Below are 15,940 nucleotides of genomic sequence, written 5' to 3' on the forward strand. Positions count from 1 at the left end.
ATGCCTTTTCGAGCCCATCCACGTCAAGCCGGACCGACGGGCCCAGCCACGTCTGCCCCACGCAAGTCCACCCGACCACTCGCGCCGCGACATGTCTTACCCCGCCGAACTCAGGCGCTTCAACCGCAGACCGACTACCCAACCCTCCCCGAGCTCTCCCGGCCCAAGCCGACAGGTCAACCCGCGCCAACCCCAGGCGAGCCGACAAGCCTATGCAGGTCTCGATCACCCCAGCCCACTCGACATGCCCCACCCCGTCGAGCCCAGGCGCCTCTATCTCGGAGTCGACTTATCGAGCCCACTCAATGCTCACCATTCCGACAAGCCCTCTCATCGGCACCGACAACCCAGCCCGAGCCGAACCGGACCGACGTACCCATCCGGCCCGGCCCGCCCCTAATCGAATGACTCGTCGTCCCTGACCACTACCGGCCGCTGACCCCCGGGGCGGGTTCCACGAACCTGCCCCGGATCCGGAGGTGACACTATGACCCGCCAGCACCCCTACGACCCGGACTGTCTGGCCTGCACCGACCCCGCCCAACTACCCGAGTGGCTGGCCGCTGAGCGGGAGCGCGCTGACGCCCTGGACGCGCAGCGCCGTGATCTGTGGCCTGCCATCGAGGAGGCGAGAAAGCGCTACCGGGCCACGTCAGTGGACGACTGGCGGGCGTTCGGCGCCGCCCAGAAGGAGCACCGGCGACTGTGCGGTGAAGCCAACGCCCTCTCGCAGCTAGCCATGAGCATCCGCGCCCACGCCGACCGGGTCGAAGCCGCACACCCCTCTGCCTCTGCTGGCGGACCCGCCCAGGACACCCTGTTTGATGCCGGAGGCGCAGCATGATGTACCGCGCCCTCGTCACTGGCAGCCGCTCTTTCGCCGACGTCCAGGCGCTGGAGTTCACCATCGTCGACACGTGGCACGACGCACGCCAGCTGGACGGGGACCTCCTGGTCGTCCACGGGGCCTGCTACCCGCCCAAGCGGCGCGATGGGAAAAGGCCGAACCGGTCCGCGGACTGGCTGGCCCACATCGTGTGCCTCGCCTACGGCATTCCCGAGGAGCCCCACCCAGCCGACTGGGACTCCTGCAGCCGCCTGTGCCCGCCCAAGCCTCACCGCCGCACCCGGCAGGACGGCACCACCTACTGCCCGATCGCTGGCAAGGCCCGCAATCAGGACATGGTCGACGAGGGCGCCCACCTGTGCATCGCAGCCCCTCAAGGCCCCTCGTACGGCACCCGGGACTGCATGCGCCGGGCTGCGGCGGCCGGGATCGAAGTCGTGGAGGTGACGGCGTGACCAGCAAAGCCATGACAGCCACCCTGATCGCCCTCCTCGACCGCGCCGGCGGCGACAGCCGTATCGTCATGCGGCAGCTCGTCAACGGCATCGCCTCTGCCCGCGGCCTCACCCTGCCGTGGGATGTGCCGCCGGCCGTCGGCCTGGCACCCCTCGGAGACCTCGCTGAGTGGGGTGTCGTCGAGCTGGGGGAGGCGCGAGCGGCTCTGCTGCCCGCCCGGCAGCGGGAAGCACATGGCGTCGTCTACACGCCCGTCGAGGTCGTCGAGTACCAGGTGAAGTCAGTAGTACAGAAGCTGGACGCTCGCCTGGCGGGTGATGTGCGGGCGCTGGACCACATCGTCTGGGTTGATCCGTTCTGCGGTCCCGGCATCTTCCTCGTCCACGCTGCACGGCATGTGGCCCGCTGGTACGCCGCCCAGCTTGCCGAAGCCGAGCCTGCGGACTGGATGGTGAAGATCGTCCTGCCGTTCGTGATGACCAAGTGTCTCTACGGCCAAGACCTGGATGAGGTCGCCATCGACGTGGCGAAGTCCGTGTGCTGGCTGGAGATCGGCGGAGCCGAGCCGATCACGTTCATGGACGGCAACATCGCCGTCGGCGATACCTTCGCGGGCGACTTGCCGACGCGGCTCGCAGAACGGTGGGCGCAGAGCTCCTCGCTTCCTGAGGCGGTGGCGTTGTGACCCTGCAGCCTCGACCGCATCAGATCGCCGCACTGGACGCACTCGACAAGGCATGGACCATCCATGACCGCGCGCAGCTGATCATGGCGTGCGGTACCGGCAAGACCCTCACATGCCGATGGCAGGCGATCCGGGCCGGTTCGACCCGCACCCTCGTGCTGCTTCCTTCGCTGCTGCTGGTCGCTCAGACGTTGCGGGAATGGCGCCGTACCGGGCCGCCTTTCCGGGCCATCGTGGTGTGCTCCGACCCCGCCACCGCCACCGGCAAGGCTGAACGCGACGAGGAAAGCCGGAGCGAGGACCTGGCGGCGTTCTGGGTTTGTTCCCGCGCCAAGGTGACCACTTCCCCCGCCCAGGTCGCCCGGTTCCTGGAGGACGAGCACCCCGACCGGCCGCAGGTGGTGTTCTCCACCTACCACTCCTGCCCGGTCGTGGAACGAGCACAACAACTGGCTGGCGTCGGCCCGTTCGATCTGATGATCTGCGACGAGGCGCACCGCCTCGCGGGACTGCCGACCGCCGCATTCCAGGTCCCGACCGACGGGCAGCGGATCCAGGCCCGCCGCCGATTGTTCGCCACGGCGACCCCGCAGATCGTGACCGGGCCGGACAGCGTCCTGTCGATGGACGACGAGAAGGTGTTCGGGCCGGTTGCCCACGCCTTCACTTTCGGTGAGGCGATCGGCGCCCGTCTGCTCTGCGACTACCGCGTCGTGGTCGTCGGCCACCGGCCTGGCACAGGCCGCATCAGCGAGACCCTGCCCGCGGTCCTTTCGGACGCGATGAGCCGGTTCGGGCTCCGCCGCTTGATCACCTTTCACGGCCGTGTCGCCAAAGCGAAAGCGTTCGCCGACCTCATGAATGGGGTTCAGCTCGCGGACGGGCGCCGCGTCGGGGGCCGCCACATCTCCGGCTACATGGCCGCCGACGACCGGAGGCACGCACTGGAATGGCTCGGCCAGGACGCCCTGCAGCCGCGGTTGTTGAGCAACGCCCGCTGCCTCACCGAAGGGATCGACGTGCCGGCCGTCGACGGCATCATCTTCGCCGACCCGTACACCTCCCCGGTCGCCATCACTCAGGCGATCGGCCGGGCCCTGCGCCCAGCTCCCGGCAAAACCGTCGGCACCATCATCGTGCCGGTCGCCGTCGACAACGACGGAGACGACGACAGCGCCCTGGCCAGCTCCACCTTCGCCCACGTCTGGGCCGTGCTGCGGGCTCTACGCGCCCACGACCTCCGGTTCGCCCGCGAGCTCGACACCGCCGCACGGGAGGTCACCCCCCGCGGGCCGTACTCGCTGGAGCGGGTCCACTTCCTGCTGCCCGAGGACATGGACCCGGGCGTGCTGATGGTGCGCGCGGTACGCGAGACCGGGCTGGCATGGGACCGGTTCTACGCGCTGCTGCAGGACTACACCGCCGACAGAACACGCTATGTCGCCGCCAACCTGGTCTGGCAGGGGGAGCAGCTCGGCAAGTGGGTTTACCAGCAGCGCATCGCCTACAGCAAAGGCGTGCTCGACCCCGGCCGGATCCGTCAGTTGGAGGCCATCCCTGGCTGGGCGTGGACGTGGTCCGCCTCCCAGTGGAACCGAACCTTCGCCAGACTGGCCGACCTGGCGCAGGAGCGCGGCAGCCTGGAGCAGCCGGTCGACGCCTCCTCCATCTACGACGGCGTCAAGGTCGCGGGCGAGTTCCTGGGCATCTGGGTCGCCACGCAGCGCCAGCTCTACCGCGACGGCGTCCTCGCCTCAGAACTGGCCGCCCGCCTTGAGACGCTGCCCGGGTGGAGCTGGGACGGAGGCCTATCCACCGCCGACGTGACCCTGATCCAGGCGCTGAGGCAGTTCAGCGCGTTCGAAAAACACGCCGACGTCCCCGACGACCACCGTGAGGATGACCTGCCGCTCGGCCGGTGGGTCCTGTCGATACGGCGCCGCAACATCACCGGCCACCTCCACCCAGCCCTGCCCGACGAGATCACCGCCGCGATACCCCGAGGCGACAAAGGCCAACTGACGTTCCTGTGGAAGACCGCTGAAACCCGATGGCGGATCGCGTTCTCCGCGCTGCGCCAGTACACCAACCGGGAAGGACACTCCTCCCCGCCAGCCCCCCACAAGGAGACCCTGTCCGACATTGTCATCAGCCTCGGCCAGTGGGTCGCCCGGCAACGGTTCCTGTACCACCGGCAGCAATTGGAACCCGAGTACGTCAGCCGCTTGGAGGCCATGCCCGGCTGGGCGTGGAAGGGCCCCACAACCAGGAAAGACTTCGGCGAACCTCTCGATCTGGGCGGCCACCCCCACGGCACAGCGAAAGGAATCGCGGCCGGGTGCCCCTGCGCCACGTGCCTGCCCGCCCGCCGGGCCGACGACCGCGAACGCCTCGCCGAACGGCGCCGTCGCATCGTCAACCCGGTGCCCGCCGCTGCGTCCCGCCGCCACCTGCAGACGCTCTACCAGGCGGGCGTCAGGACGACGGCTATCGCCGCCACGTCAAAGGTTCCGCTCGGCGCCATCAAGAAAATCGACGCCGGCCAGCAGACCATCAGCCGGGCACACGAGGCCGCGCTGCTGGCCACCACAGCAGGCGCCTGCAGCCGGGCTCTCAAGGTGGGGAGCCGCGGTCGCCTCGTCAACCCCGACAACGAGTCCATCGACGCCGGTCCCACCTGGGAGATCATCAACGGCCTGGTCGCGCGAGGGTTCGGCATCGGCTGGATAAGCCGAGAGCTTGGCTACGCGAACGGACTCAAGTTCCGCAAGGACGTGATCGCACGCCGGAACGCCAGATTGATCGCCGACCTGGCCGAACGCGTCGGCGACCTGACCGCGCCCGACTGGCGCCCCGTACCGCCGCTCGCGGAACTCCTGGCCGGGGACGTACCGGTCCGGCGCCGCGTCACCGTCAGCCAACTGGCCGACATCCGGCGGCGACGAGATGCCGGCGAAAGCTTGGCTGCGATCGCAGCGGACGTCGGGGTCTCCGCCGACTACCTGTCGCGCCTTGCGCGTGGACTGAGCAAGCCCGCCCCAGACCCTGAGGCGGTGGCGTCGTGACCCGCCGCAAGCTTCCTCACGGCCCCGACTGCCAGGCCTGCGCCGACCCCGCCCGGCTGGCCACGTGGCTGGCCGGCCAGCGGGCCCGCGCTGACGCTCTTTTCGTGGAAGCCGCCGAGTTCAGGGCGGCGGGCGAGACGCTCAAAAGGCGGCTCATCGCCGCATCCGCAGCCGCAATCATGGACGGCCCGCAGCGGGACACTCCTGCCCGGTCCCAGGAGCGTGACGCCCTGCAGCAGGAGGCCATCCGGTTGTGCGGGCTGGCCAACGCCGCCGCCCAAACCGCTCTCATCATCTGCGGTGACGCTGACCGGGTCGAGGCCGCACACCCAGCCCCTGCCGCTGACGCCGCCCAGGGTGCCCTGTTCCTGACTGGAGGTGCGTCGTGACCACCTTTTCCTCCTCCCTCCCCTTCCCGGGGAGGGCATCAAGCAGACGGCTCAGCCGGGGGAGCAGAGGGCTTCTTCGTCGCAGCAATGCGGGCACGGCCCGGCTAAGAGCCCCGCTTGCTTGCAGGGTCGTGGATCAACACCCGACCGGCAGACCTGATTTTGGTCGCAATATCGCGTATCGCGGCTTTCACGGCTTTGGTGCTGACTCCCATGCGCTTGGCGGCGTCGTCTTCGGACCAGCCTTCGGCGATCAGGAGAAGAGCGTGCATCTCGGGGAGGGTGAGCGCTTCCGCCTCGTTGGGGGAGAGCATCGAACGACCGGTCGGATTGTGCGCGAGGTCGTTCCGCGCCCGCTTCAAGAGGTTCATCAGTTCAGGGTCGTCGGCGAGGGCCTTGGGCTTCTCCTCGCCGGGCCTGGCCGGCAGCTTGGCGCCGGGCGCGCCGATGTACCAGCGGATGAAATCGCGGATCACCGTGGAGCGCTTCCGCTCGCCTGCGAGGCGACCGAACTCGATCCACAACTCCTCTTCCACCCTGATCGGACGCAGTGGTGTGCGGTTGTCGGTCACGTCGCACATCGTAGCCCGTGTATATGCAGGAGTCATGGTCTTGGTGTTGCTGGGTATATGCACAGGAGCTATGCTCCGGTATATACAAATGAGGGTCAAGTCCTCAGCGCGACAAGGCTTCTCGCGCCGAAGACCGGGGGTTCATTCCGCATGGCAAAGTTCAGGTCGCCCAGCGTGGCGGAACGTGCGACGTTCACGCTTCCGGCTCATGAAACCTGCAACCACCGCAACTACATGCTCAGTTGCGAGGTCTACGAGCAGATGCTTAAGGAGACGGGCCAGCGCTGCGAGATCTGCCAGCTGCCTGCCAGCGAGAACTCTGGCGGGAAGCTCTTCATCGACCACGAGGCGCGGCGCGGAGCATGGGCCGTTCGCGGCCTGATCTGCAACCGGTGCAACACCATCCTCGGCAAGGATGGCGAAGTCCCGCGCAACGAGGCGTTCGCCAACTACCTGAAGAACTCCTGGTACCGGCGCGAGTTCACCAAGCGGGGCGTCTCTTTAGAGGGGCCGCCTCAGCCTCCCGAGGGGTCGAAGGTCCAGGACGCGCAGGGGCGGTTCTGGACTCGCCGCGGAATCTGGTGGTCCAGCTCAGACCCTCGCTGCAAGAGCCGCAGGTGGCACGAGCTCGTCGTCAGATCTGGGCCTCTGGGGCTCACTGTGGTCAGGCCAACCCATCTGGTGCTGCACGTAGACAGCCCCATGGAGATGGCCGAACAGTTGCTGGCGCACATGCTGCCGGAGCACCTGGACAAGCTCGCGTGGCTTCTGGCAGGCGGAGGCCCGGCCGGTGATGGCAATGCCTGACCGAAGACAAACCCCGCTCCTGACCTAACGGACCCTCAGAACCTGGAGCAAAGCACGTGGCATGGGCGCGCATTAGCAACTCCTTCGACGACGACCCGAAGGTGTTGGCCCTGCTTGAGCACGACGGCGGTGTCCGCGCCGCTGGTCTATGGACGGTGTGCCTCACATGGGCAAGCAGGCACCGACACCCCAGCCGACCCGCTCACATACCCAACGAAATCCCGGCCAAGTTCGACCCGCAGCGAGGCGTCGAGCTGGCAGGGCTTCTCGTCCACGTCGGCATGTGGACCGTATGCGACGACGGCTGGCTGTTCACCGAGTCGGACCTGTTCGAGTGGGGGCCGATGGACGGCCGACGCTCCTACATCCCGAGGTGGCTACGACGCCTTATCCACACGCGGGACGGCTGGCGGTGTCTTAAGTGCGGGAGCCCCGAGGACCTCACTCTCGACCACATTCAGCCCTGGTCGCTGGGCGGCCCAGACACGGAGGACAACCTCCGGACCCTGTGTCGTTCCTGCAACAGCAGCAAGGGGGCGCGGGTCTGATGGTCTGGGTTCGCTTCGACGACCAGTTCCCGATCCACCGCAAGGTGGACGTCCTCTCCGACCGGGCATTCCGGCTGCACGTCCAGGCCATCTTCTGGTGCGCACGCAACCTGACAGACGGGTTGATCCGCAGCCGGGAGTTTGACGCCGTGGCGGGCCGCCTGCGCGGGGCGAAGAAGTGCGTCGCCGAGTTGGTCGAGTTGGGGCTCTGGATTGAACGCGCCGACGGCTGGAAAATCCACGACTTTCTCGACTACCAGCCGACCAAATCGAGCGTTCTCGCGAAGCGTGAAGTTCGCGCCGAAGCTGGCCGGAAAGGCGGCATGGCCAGCGGAAACAGCCGCAAGGGAGGAAGCGGAAGGGCAAGCGAACGCGAAGCAAATAGCTTCGACTCTGCTTCGCGTTCGCTTCAACCTTCCGCGAACCCCGGTCCCGTCCAGTCCCCGAAGGGGACTAGGACGGATACAGGTAGTCAGTCGTCTTCTCACCGTTACGCGCGGGGGAATGACGACGACTCGATTGATCTCGCCATCGTCCAGCTCCTAGCGGAGCGGACGGGGCAGGAGATCAGCGTCCGGTGGGCGGCCGAGGTCCGCCGCGACATCCTCGGCGGCCGAGAGGTACGCCCGAACTCCCGGCGCTCGTACGTCACCAAGGCGATCAACGAACGGCCGAACGACTTCCTGCCGCGGGATGAGGCCCCCAAGGGCGAAGAGCCCGACGCGCCGCCGCTGAAGGTCGTCCCCGACTGGTGCGGCCACTGCGAACGAGACGACTACCGGTGGATCGAACTCGCCGACGGCACGTGGGCGAAGTGCCCCAGCTGCAACCCCACCGCCCCTGAGACCTTCAAGGAGGCTGCGTCATGACCGACACCAACCCATCCCTCGACGAGGCCACCCGTAAAGCCATCGCCGCCCTCACCTCACGGATCCGGCGCCGTGACACAGCCACCGAGGAGCGCGAAGCCCCCGAGGCGTTCGCGAACGAGTTCGTGCGGGCGCTGGTCAGCCAGGGATGGAGGCCGACGGCCGCCCGGCCCGCGCTGCGCTGGTCGACCCCGCGGAGGCGCGGCGCCGATCCGGCACGGCACGCCGAAGCGCTGGCAGAGGCGCGACGTGCGTGCGCGGACGGTTCGGCGAAGCTCCGGGCCGCTGAGCGGGTGGAGGCCGAGTCGTGACCCGCCAGCCGCCGGTGATCGACGAACTCCGGGACCGGATCCGGCGCCTGGAGGCGGAGCGGATCCGCCCGGAACGCCCTCTGCCCCGGCAGGTGAGTGATCTGGATCGGGTGATCGCCCTTCTGGAGCGGCTGTTGACCCGCCCCGGACCGCCCGACCCCATCCCTGTCCCCGTGCGTCCCCAGGTTGGGGACACGGCTGTGGAGGAGAAGCCATGAACACCCGCTCAGACCGCGCCGAGCTTGCCCTCATGGTGATCGGCCCCGAACGCCGAGAGCGGCTGATCGTCCGTTACGCGGATGGCCTGTCTCTCCGGTACGGCATGGCGATGGAGGCTGCCCGCCGGTACGCGACCGGCCTGGTGGATGACGCCGACCCGGCGGCGATCCTGGCCGTGGGGCAGGTCTGGTCTGAGCGCGACGGCCACAAGCCGCACGGATTGGAGTTCTTCCGCTCCGACGACGACACGTCGTACGAGGTCAGTGGGTTCACTGACGACGGCATGGTCATGGTGGGCGACGGCAGCCTGCACCTCGGGGTCGACCTGTTCGCACGCATGTGGCTGACGGCGTGGCCGGACACGTACACGCTCGTCGACGAGCCTCAGCCGCCGTCGGCTGAGTCGCCGCAGCCAGACCAGGAGGCGGACGAGTCCGACGCCGCCGAGGGGCGTTTCGATCCGCGCAAGCTGTGGGTCATGGTCAGCCGCGTACGCGAGGACGGCCTGCCTTTCGGCGAAGGGCTGCCGCTCCTCGGGACCCACTACCGGGCGGTGAACTGGAAGAAGCCCGAGTACGAGCCCTCCTACGGCAACGCCTTGGACGTGCCCGCGTACCTGGCGGAGCACCTCGCTGACTACCGGGCGGGCTGGCCGGACTTCCTCAGCCAGTTCGAGGCCGGCGACTGGCTCAGCTACTTCAACGAGCTGGGCTCCTGCGAGTGCGACCTGGAGGTTGCCGCCTACCTGGGTCGGTGGCTGTGGCAGAGGGTCCGGTCCGACGTCGTCACCGAGTACGGCGGCACCGTCGCCGACTACGACCCGATGCTCCCGTGGGCGCCTCACTACGCGGACGCCGTCCTTGAGGTGGCGCCGTACGCCGACCCGGAGTGGGACATCCCCGTCGACCACCCGCTGGCCCAGTGCGACGGCCAGACCAGCCTCCTGCCCTGGTGACCCGCTTCAGCCCCTTCGTCCCCACCCCCAAGACCACCGAGGAGACCGCATGACCGCGCAGAACCTCATCGTCCCGTCCGGCTGCCGTTGGTGCGGTCTGGAGCAGCGCGAGCACTTCCAGCGGTGGAAGCCGCCTGTCGGCTGGCACGTCTGGGAGCCGCCCACCAAGGAGCAGATCGGAACCCGGATGCGGGAACGCCGGGCCGCCGTCCGCCCTCAGGGCGGGGAGGCTCCGGAAGTGGCGGGGGAGGGGTACGGCGTGGATGGGGCTAGCGGGGGCTGTGAGGTCTCTGCGGCTGGAGTTCCCGGCGGTCGCGTCCACGACTGAGGGGAAGGCCCACAAAACCGTCTGAAGTGATCTGAGGGCCGCATCCCTGCGGCCCTCGATCGGAACTCCAGTTCCCAAACCGATCAAGAAGACGAACACAAGATCCATTTACAACGGAAAGGGCACCGGCATGGCCATCTCAATCGGGCAGGTCTACGAGTCCTGCCACCCCCTCGACGAGGGGCGCCGCATCCGCGTCGTCGGCATGCCTGTCAACACGAAGGTGCTGGTGGAGTCGCTGCCGACCGGTGGGCGCGGCGCTCGCCGCCGCAACATCGAAACCAGCCAGCTCCACGACAGCGCCACCACCCGTTCGGGCGCGGCCCGCCGTACGGGGTACGCGCTCGTCGAGGACGTGCAGTGATCATCAACCTGTTCGCCGGCCCGGGCGGGGTGGACATGGGCGCCCGCATCCTCGGCCTCACCGGGCAGATCCACGGCTACGACATCGACGCCGACGCCTGCGCCACAGCGGTGGCGGCCGGGTTCACCCGCACCCAGGCCTCCGTGCTTGACCTCGACCCTGGCGGCATGACGGGCGTGACGGGTGCCGTGATCACTTCGCCTTGCCCTACGTTCAGCACGTCCGGCAAGCGAACCGGCCTGGGCGACCTGCCGCACATCCTGAAGGCCATCGAACGCCTGGGGGACAGCCAAGCCGGAGTGGGCCCTGACGACGGCTGGGCCGAGGTGTACGCCCAGGTTCAGGATGTCCGTTCCGCCCTGGTTGTGGAGGCTGCCCGGTTCGCGCTCCGGCTGCCGCACCTGCAGTGGCTGGTGTGCGAACAGGTCCCCGGCGTCACCCCAATCTGGCAGGAGATGTGCGCCGAACTCGCCACCGCCCACGACTTCCTGGCCTGCTTCGTCCTCACGATCCACGGCGAAGACCTGGGGTTGGCGTCCCGCCGCACCCGAACGTTCGTCATCGCCACCCGCAACCGGGTCCCCGACCTGAACGGGTTGCCGTTCTGGGAGGGGTGGGCGTGCGGCAAGTACGCCGCACCGACGAACCTCCTCCCGGAGGCGGGGCGCCGCATCCCTGCGGTCACGATGGCGCAGGCGTTGGGCTGGCCGGCGGGGGAGCGCATCAACACCCGCGGGGCCCGCAAGACCTCCGGCGGTAACGAGTTCTCCGCCGACCAACCCGCCTGGTGCCTCACCGAGAAGGCCCGCTCCTGGCGGCGCGTCTCCGACGGCGCCCAACTCACCGCCGCCGAGGCCGGGCTACTCACCGGGTTCCCCACGGACTACCCGTGGCGCGGATCCCGATCGAAATGCTTCCTGCAGGCCGCTGACGTGGTGTCCCCGCCCGTCGCCGCCGTAGCCCTCGGCGTGGCCCTCGGCCTCGACTGGGAGACCCCGGTCCGGGACTACCTGGCCGGCATCTACCCGCCCGCCGTCGAGACGGCCTACCAGCCGTCCCTCTTCGAAGGAGCAGCAGCATGACCGACTCCACAAATGCCTTGACTCCCGAAGAGGAAGAGGTCCGTGCGGAGCTCGCCCGCCAGGACGCCCGCTGGGGAGAACAGAACCATCCCGACGGCACAGGACACCCTGGAGACGACCGGCGAGCCAATGAAGCGCGCCAGATGACGCAATCCATGGCCGACCTGGGCGACGTCTCGTGGCGGGACATCCTCTACGAGGAGGTCCTCGAAGCGTTCGCCGAGACCGACCCTTACAAGCTCCTTGACGAGCTGACCCAAGTTGAAGCTGTCGCCCGCCAGTGGCGTTTGGCGATCCGCCGCCGTCTCGCCGAGTAATCCCCTTCGCCCGCCCTCCCCTGAGGGCGGGCCTACCCCCAACGAAAGGACCCACCGTGTTCGATCTGCGCAACGCTGATCTGCGAAAGCTCAACTCGATGACGAAGTACCCGTCCATCCCTACCCACCACGCGCTCGACTCGAAGAACGGCGGCCTGCTCGAAGAGCCCACCCAGTACGAAGGGCCAGTCATCGGCACCGAGAAAGTGGACGGCACCAACGGCCGGATCGTCCTGCTGCCGGACGGAAACTGGCTGATCGGCTCCCGCGAGGACCTGCTCACCGCCCGAGGCGACATCGTCCACAACCCAGCGCTCGGCATCGTGGACGCCCTGCGTGGCGTCGCGGAGAAAGCAGCCACGCTCGGATCGGGCGGTTTCGGCGAGGTCTTGGTGCTCTACCTGGAGGTGTACGGCTCCAAGCAGCTGCCCGCATGGAAGCACTACGGGGAGGGGCAGGCGGCCGTCCGCATGTTCGACGTGATGACGGCCCCCGTGGACATGCTCGACTGGCCCGTAGAGCGCATCGCGTCGTGGCGGCAGAACGGCGGTCAGATCTTCGGTTCGGAGAAGGTCCTGGCCGATCTCGCCGCGCAGGCCGGCGTTGACCTCACGCCCCGCCTGTTCGAGATCGACGGCAGCGACCTGCCGGGAGACGTGGAGGGTATGCGGGCCTTCCTGGAGCAGTACAAGACCACGCAGGTCGCGACCTCGGGCGAGCCCGGCCTGAACGAGGGCGTTGTGCTGCGCTCCCCGGACCGCAGCGTGATCACCAAGGCGCGGTTCCAGGACTACGACCGGACTCTGAAGCGGCGACAGAAGAGCACCAAGTAACGCTGCCCGCGTTCCCCCGCCCGCCCCCTTCTGTGGGGCGGGCCTCACCGAAAGGGCCAGACCGTTCATGACCGAACAGCCTGACTACGAGAAGACCTACGACGAGTTCTGGAAGGAGATCGTCGAGCGTCCTGACGGCACCCTGGACCTCGACCAGCTCAAGCGAGAACTCGCCGACTACCGGATGGTGCTGCGCGAGGTCGGCGAGGTCTACTGCCACGTCACCGGGGGCCAGATCTCCAAGCCGCACACGGCGGCCGCCACCGTGATCGCTGTCGCCGACGACCGGGTGCAGGAGATCGTCGCGGAGGCGATCGCTGAGCGGCTTGGGGAGGTGCCGTGATCAACCCCTCCTTGCTCTCCTCCATGTGGGAGCGCAACGCCCAGTACTGGACCACTACAGACCCGGGCGGAGCCGAGTCTCCTCTCCCGGTCCGGCGTCCGGCCCTCCCGGCGTGGCACTTCGACAAGGCCGATGTCGCCCGCGAGGACCGCGTACTGACCTTGCTCGCCTACCTGACCGCCAAGCGCGGCTCCTCGTGGGAGGCCGCCACCCAGGCGTTCGACAGCCCGTCGACGGGCCGCTCCGCCCAGAAGCTCCGCTGGCAGATGCTCCGCCACCAGTGGCCGGACATGGCGCGCGTCAAGACCACCTACCACCGTCACTGTCGAAGGAGGGCCCACCGTGACTGATCCTGAGGTTTTCGTCCGTCCCACCAGGTACGACGTGTCGTGTCTGCCTGAGGACGACATCAACGCTCGCCCCTACACCCTCACCGTCGAGTACCGGGGGCGCGGCCTGTGGGCCGTCATGGACGGCCCGTACGCCTACGACGCAGATGGGGTGAAGGACTACGAACTGCGTCCGTCGGAACGCGAAGGCGACTGGGTGGCCAAGCACCGATTCGACCTGGATACGGCGCTGGCCTTGGCCAAGAAGGTCGCGCCTCTCATGACGTGCAACGGCCACACCGTGACCGAGGCCCTGGCCGACCGGGAGGCTCGCCGTGGCTGACTCCCCTCGCCGGTACCAGCTCGACGGAGAGGTCGTCGAAGTGCTCGTCCGCCCGAACCAGAAGCGCAAGGACCGGCCCGCCCGCCGGTTCGCGCTGCCCGCCATCGGCTTGTACGCGCCGGTCAACGTCCTGGTGCGCTACCCCGACGGCACCAAGAAGGTCCGCCCCTTCCGAGGACTCAGGAGGCTCCATGACTCCCGCTGATCTCCCCACCACCTGGTTCGCCTGGTGCTTCAGCCATGGCCGCCTGCACCGGTTCACTCCGAGTCGCGAATACCCAGACGGGGCGTGGTGCACCGCCCACTGGTCCCGCCTGGCTGGCGCCACCGAGGAGGAGGCGCTCGCCGACAAGGCCAACCGGTTCGGCGACGCCCAGTTCATCGACCAGCTTCCCCTGGAAGTCCAGGTAGAGGTCGCGGACGAGACGAGGCCCCGCCGTGGCTGAGGCGACGTACGGCTTGCTGTTGCCTTTCGACACCGACGACGAGGAGTTCGTCAGGGGCTTCCAGCTCGGCATGCTGTGGCGCTCCCTGGAACTTACCGGGCACGCGCACGGCCTCGTCTACGCCAGGGCGGCGGAGATGGTGATGCGCATGGCCGAAGCGAAAAACCTGCCCTTCACCGCCCAGATCACCGGCGACTGGGCGGAAGTCACGATCGGTGTGGCCGAGATCGGAGACGACGATGGCGACTCCTGACGCAAACCAGGCCGCCGTCGACGCGGTTCTCGCCCACGAATGGAGGCCGTCCTCCCCAAGGACGGCTCACCGGGACCACACCTACGACGCTGAGTGCGCCGTCTGCCAGAAGGACGTGGCCGCGGTCGTCGCCGTGGCGCTCCAGGCCGTCGTGCCGGTCCTCGACGAGGAGGCCCGCGACGGCGAACGCGACGCGATCGTCGCCGCGATCCGCTACTTCTTCGCGGCCGTCGACGACGACCTGTACGGCGACGTTCGTACCCTGTGCGGCCGTCTCGAACGGGGGGAGCACCGGCCCGCCCGCGGCCTCCTGACGGTTCAGGACGTTCTGCGGGCCGTCATCGCCAGGGCCCGCGCGGAGGAACGCCAGAAGGTCGCCGAGCGGGCCCTCAACGGGGCTCTGCCCGCCGACATGGCCGAGTGCCGTATCGCTCCCGCTACCGCCGTCAGGGGCGGCAGGACGCCGGTGAGGAGATCGCCGACGTGATCGAGGACGTGGTCGGCGGCCACCCCGCCAACGGGATTCCCCGACCCGTCACCGACGCCGGCACGCCCATGACCGACGTCCAGTGGGCTGTGCACCTCGCCCGTACCGCGTACCCGCGCGAGCAGCCTCCCGTCTCCCCCACCCTGGACGCCCCGCCGTCTGGCCGCGCCCACCGAGACGACCAGCCCTGCTGTGGGGCCGCGATGGCGCTCCAGAGGGTAGTTGCTCTGGCCTGCCGCCTGGAGAAGGTGCTGCCGGTGACGGCGGATGACGTCGCCGCCGCGGTGCTCGGCATCGATCCGAGGGGCTGCAGGCCAGGAGAGCCCATGGCCCGCCTCATCAACCAGGAGCAGCTATGACCGACCGGCGCTGTACCTGCATCCTCATCGACGACTTCAACACCCCCTGCGGGGAGGTCCCCGAGGTCGAGTTCGTCATGGGGTGCGTGAATGAACACCTCGACACCGACGCCTTCTGCGCCCGCCATAAGCACCTGGCCCTCACCGGGGAACTGGTGTGCACAGAGTGCCTGCCGCTCGGCGTGCGGGAGGTCTGTCACGTGCTGTCCGACGGGGCGCAACGGTACGTGGCGTGACCGACCTGTTCGACAACCCCGACGCCTCCGAAAGCACGCCCCGCCCTGTCCAGTGCAGGGCGTGCCCGAAGCGCCTCACCGACCCGATATCGATCGCGCGCGGGTACGGGCCGTGCTGCGCGCGCAAGCACGGCCTCATTCAACCCAGCCCACAGCGGGTCTATGTACGGGTCCGTGCCGGCGGGCACGTTCTCGGACAGGAGGACTTATTCGCTAGCGGGCTGCTCTTTGAGCCGACCAGTACGGCGGGCCCAATCTCTGATCTGATCGGCCCACCAGTAGTCGACGCCAGCCACTTTGCCGACAGCGGGAGGGAAGGGTTCGACCCTCGTGGCGGATGCGGCTCGTTTGCGCCACTGGTTGACGGTGTTGACGCTCACGCCAAGCAGGACGGCGATGTCGCTGACTGCAACAGGTTGGCGATCGGTCGGCTGGCTCATGAGGAGAGCGTACAGGAGGAAGGTGTACCGAAACTAGGTGTACCGAAACTCTAGACA

The 15,940-nt window shown here is 68.4% G+C and carries 27 protein-coding genes and 1 pseudogene; 26 read left to right on the forward strand and 2 right to left on the reverse strand.

Translation table 11 applies throughout. The features are described 5' to 3' along the window. The first annotated feature begins 487 nt into the window (after positions 1 to 487). Genes ACFYY8_RS31305 through ACFYY8_RS31325 form a run of 5 tightly spaced genes read left to right on the forward strand, consistent with a single transcriptional unit; the run spans position 488 to position 5,442 of the window. Positions 488 to 844, forward strand: coding sequence for a hypothetical protein (locus ACFYY8_RS31305; protein WP_390047144.1), 357 nt, complete (start codon positions 488 to 490; stop codon positions 842 to 844). Continuing rightward, the gene (locus ACFYY8_RS31310; protein WP_390047146.1) at positions 841 to 1,302 is read left to right on the forward strand and encodes a hypothetical protein; all 462 of its coding nucleotides are present in this window, start codon (positions 841 to 843) and stop codon (positions 1,300 to 1,302) included. The genes ACFYY8_RS31305 and ACFYY8_RS31310 overlap by 4 nt, the downstream gene beginning before the upstream one ends. Continuing rightward, positions 1,299 to 1,988 (forward strand): hypothetical protein, encoded by a 690-nt coding sequence (locus ACFYY8_RS31315; RefSeq protein ID WP_390047148.1) that lies wholly within the window; start codon positions 1,299 to 1,301, stop codon positions 1,986 to 1,988. Before ACFYY8_RS31310 ends, ACFYY8_RS31315 begins: the two co-directional genes overlap by 4 nt. Next, complete coding sequence (locus ACFYY8_RS31320) at positions 1,985 to 5,053, forward strand: Helicase associated domain protein (protein WP_390047150.1); 3,069 nt, start codon at positions 1,985 to 1,987, stop codon at positions 5,051 to 5,053. Before ACFYY8_RS31315 ends, ACFYY8_RS31320 begins: the two co-directional genes overlap by 4 nt. Then, positions 5,050 to 5,442: a hypothetical protein gene (locus tag ACFYY8_RS31325; RefSeq protein WP_390047152.1), complete on the forward strand. Its 393-nt coding sequence runs from the start codon at positions 5,050 to 5,052 to the stop codon at positions 5,440 to 5,442. The genes ACFYY8_RS31320 and ACFYY8_RS31325 overlap by 4 nt, the downstream gene beginning before the upstream one ends. 104 nt (positions 5,443 to 5,546) lie before the next feature. Here ACFYY8_RS31325 and ACFYY8_RS31330 read toward each other — a convergent pair whose 3' ends face one another. Further along, complete coding sequence (locus ACFYY8_RS31330; RefSeq protein ID WP_390047154.1) at positions 5,547 to 6,014, reverse strand: hypothetical protein; 468 nt, start codon at positions 6,012 to 6,014, stop codon at positions 5,547 to 5,549. A gap of 150 nt (positions 6,015 to 6,164) precedes the next feature. Between ACFYY8_RS31330 and ACFYY8_RS31335 the strand changes: the two genes are divergently transcribed. From ACFYY8_RS31335 to ACFYY8_RS31435, 21 genes and pseudogenes are all read left to right on the forward strand, one after another. Further along, the gene (locus tag ACFYY8_RS31335; RefSeq protein WP_390047155.1) at positions 6,165 to 6,821 is read left to right on the forward strand and encodes an endonuclease domain-containing protein; all 657 of its coding nucleotides are present in this window, start codon (positions 6,165 to 6,167) and stop codon (positions 6,819 to 6,821) included. A gap of 56 nt (positions 6,822 to 6,877) precedes the next feature. Then, positions 6,878 to 7,369 carry an HNH endonuclease gene (locus ACFYY8_RS31340; protein ID WP_390047156.1) on the forward strand — a complete coding sequence of 164 codons (492 nt, stop codon included), beginning with the start codon at positions 6,878 to 6,880 and terminating at the stop codon, positions 7,367 to 7,369. Further along, positions 7,330 to 8,238: a hypothetical protein gene (locus ACFYY8_RS31345; RefSeq protein WP_390047158.1), complete on the forward strand. Its 909-nt coding sequence runs from the start codon at positions 7,330 to 7,332 to the stop codon at positions 8,236 to 8,238. Before ACFYY8_RS31340 ends, ACFYY8_RS31345 begins: the two co-directional genes overlap by 40 nt. Continuing rightward, complete coding sequence (locus tag ACFYY8_RS31350; protein ID WP_390047159.1) at positions 8,235 to 8,549, forward strand: hypothetical protein; 315 nt, start codon at positions 8,235 to 8,237, stop codon at positions 8,547 to 8,549. Before ACFYY8_RS31345 ends, ACFYY8_RS31350 begins: the two co-directional genes overlap by 4 nt. After that, positions 8,546 to 8,767: a hypothetical protein gene (locus tag ACFYY8_RS31355; protein ID WP_390047161.1), complete on the forward strand. Its 222-nt coding sequence runs from the start codon at positions 8,546 to 8,548 to the stop codon at positions 8,765 to 8,767. Before ACFYY8_RS31350 ends, ACFYY8_RS31355 begins: the two co-directional genes overlap by 4 nt. Continuing rightward, positions 8,764 to 9,723: a hypothetical protein gene (locus ACFYY8_RS31360; protein ID WP_390047163.1), complete on the forward strand. Its 960-nt coding sequence runs from the start codon at positions 8,764 to 8,766 to the stop codon at positions 9,721 to 9,723. Before ACFYY8_RS31355 ends, ACFYY8_RS31360 begins: the two co-directional genes overlap by 4 nt. A 49-nt stretch (positions 9,724 to 9,772) precedes the next feature. Next, a complete protein-coding gene (locus ACFYY8_RS31365; RefSeq protein WP_390047165.1) occupies positions 9,773 to 10,051 on the forward strand; it encodes a hypothetical protein in 279 nt (92 codons plus the stop codon). Positions 10,052 to 10,181: 130 nt separating this feature from the next. Next, a complete protein-coding gene (locus tag ACFYY8_RS31370) occupies positions 10,182 to 10,415 on the forward strand; it encodes a hypothetical protein (protein WP_390047166.1) in 234 nt (77 codons plus the stop codon). Further along, positions 10,412 to 11,497 carry a hypothetical protein gene (locus ACFYY8_RS31375; protein WP_390047168.1) on the forward strand — a complete coding sequence of 362 codons (1,086 nt, stop codon included), beginning with the start codon at positions 10,412 to 10,414 and terminating at the stop codon, positions 11,495 to 11,497. Before ACFYY8_RS31370 ends, ACFYY8_RS31375 begins: the two co-directional genes overlap by 4 nt. Next, positions 11,494 to 11,814, forward strand: coding sequence for a hypothetical protein (locus tag ACFYY8_RS31380; RefSeq protein ID WP_390047170.1), 321 nt, complete (start codon positions 11,494 to 11,496; stop codon positions 11,812 to 11,814). The genes ACFYY8_RS31375 and ACFYY8_RS31380 overlap by 4 nt, the downstream gene beginning before the upstream one ends. A gap of 56 nt (positions 11,815 to 11,870) precedes the next feature. Next, the gene (locus ACFYY8_RS31385) at positions 11,871 to 12,647 is read left to right on the forward strand and encodes an RNA ligase family protein (protein WP_390047172.1); all 777 of its coding nucleotides are present in this window, start codon (positions 11,871 to 11,873) and stop codon (positions 12,645 to 12,647) included. Between the two features lie 67 nt (positions 12,648 to 12,714). Further along, positions 12,715 to 12,990 (forward strand): hypothetical protein, encoded by a 276-nt coding sequence (locus tag ACFYY8_RS31390; protein WP_390047174.1) that lies wholly within the window; start codon positions 12,715 to 12,717, stop codon positions 12,988 to 12,990. Beyond that, a complete protein-coding gene (locus ACFYY8_RS31395; RefSeq protein ID WP_390047176.1) occupies positions 12,987 to 13,340 on the forward strand; it encodes a hypothetical protein in 354 nt (117 codons plus the stop codon). Before ACFYY8_RS31390 ends, ACFYY8_RS31395 begins: the two co-directional genes overlap by 4 nt. Beyond that, complete coding sequence (locus ACFYY8_RS31400) at positions 13,333 to 13,662, forward strand: hypothetical protein (protein ID WP_390047178.1); 330 nt, start codon at positions 13,333 to 13,335, stop codon at positions 13,660 to 13,662. Before ACFYY8_RS31395 ends, ACFYY8_RS31400 begins: the two co-directional genes overlap by 8 nt. Further along, complete coding sequence (locus ACFYY8_RS31405) at positions 13,655 to 13,867, forward strand: hypothetical protein (RefSeq protein ID WP_390047180.1); 213 nt, start codon at positions 13,655 to 13,657, stop codon at positions 13,865 to 13,867. The genes ACFYY8_RS31400 and ACFYY8_RS31405 overlap by 8 nt, the downstream gene beginning before the upstream one ends. Beyond that, entirely contained in the window at positions 13,854 to 14,108 is a 255-nt protein-coding gene (locus tag ACFYY8_RS31410; RefSeq protein WP_390047182.1) for a hypothetical protein, read from the forward strand. Before ACFYY8_RS31405 ends, ACFYY8_RS31410 begins: the two co-directional genes overlap by 14 nt. After that, positions 14,101 to 14,361 carry a hypothetical protein gene (locus ACFYY8_RS31415; RefSeq protein WP_390047184.1) on the forward strand — a complete coding sequence of 87 codons (261 nt, stop codon included), beginning with the start codon at positions 14,101 to 14,103 and terminating at the stop codon, positions 14,359 to 14,361. The genes ACFYY8_RS31410 and ACFYY8_RS31415 overlap by 8 nt, the downstream gene beginning before the upstream one ends. After that, positions 14,348 to 14,848 (forward strand): hypothetical protein, encoded by a 501-nt coding sequence (locus ACFYY8_RS31420; protein ID WP_390047186.1) that lies wholly within the window; start codon positions 14,348 to 14,350, stop codon positions 14,846 to 14,848. The genes ACFYY8_RS31415 and ACFYY8_RS31420 overlap by 14 nt, the downstream gene beginning before the upstream one ends. Next, positions 14,845 to 15,207 (forward strand): hypothetical protein, encoded by a 363-nt coding sequence (locus ACFYY8_RS31425; RefSeq protein WP_390047188.1) that lies wholly within the window; start codon positions 14,845 to 14,847, stop codon positions 15,205 to 15,207. The genes ACFYY8_RS31420 and ACFYY8_RS31425 overlap by 4 nt, the downstream gene beginning before the upstream one ends. Further along, on the forward strand, positions 15,204 to 15,443 hold the full coding sequence (locus ACFYY8_RS31430) for a hypothetical protein (protein WP_390047190.1): 240 nt from the start codon (positions 15,204 to 15,206) through the stop codon (positions 15,441 to 15,443). Before ACFYY8_RS31425 ends, ACFYY8_RS31430 begins: the two co-directional genes overlap by 4 nt. Further along, positions 15,440 to 15,565 (forward strand): annotated as a pseudogene (locus tag ACFYY8_RS31435) (DUF6011 domain-containing protein); the annotation flags it as partial. The gene ACFYY8_RS31430 and the pseudogene ACFYY8_RS31435, both read left to right, overlap by 4 nt. A gap of 84 nt (positions 15,566 to 15,649) precedes the next feature. Here ACFYY8_RS31435 and ACFYY8_RS31440 read toward each other — a convergent pair. Next, entirely contained in the window at positions 15,650 to 15,883 is a 234-nt protein-coding gene (locus ACFYY8_RS31440) for a hypothetical protein (protein WP_390047403.1), read from the reverse strand. Positions 15,884 to 15,940 lie beyond the last annotated feature (57 nt).

Origin of the sequence: Streptosporangium sp. NPDC001559, from assembly GCF_042893955.1 — a bacterium.
Lineage (GTDB): Bacteria > Actinomycetota > Actinomycetes > Streptosporangiales > Streptosporangiaceae > Streptosporangium.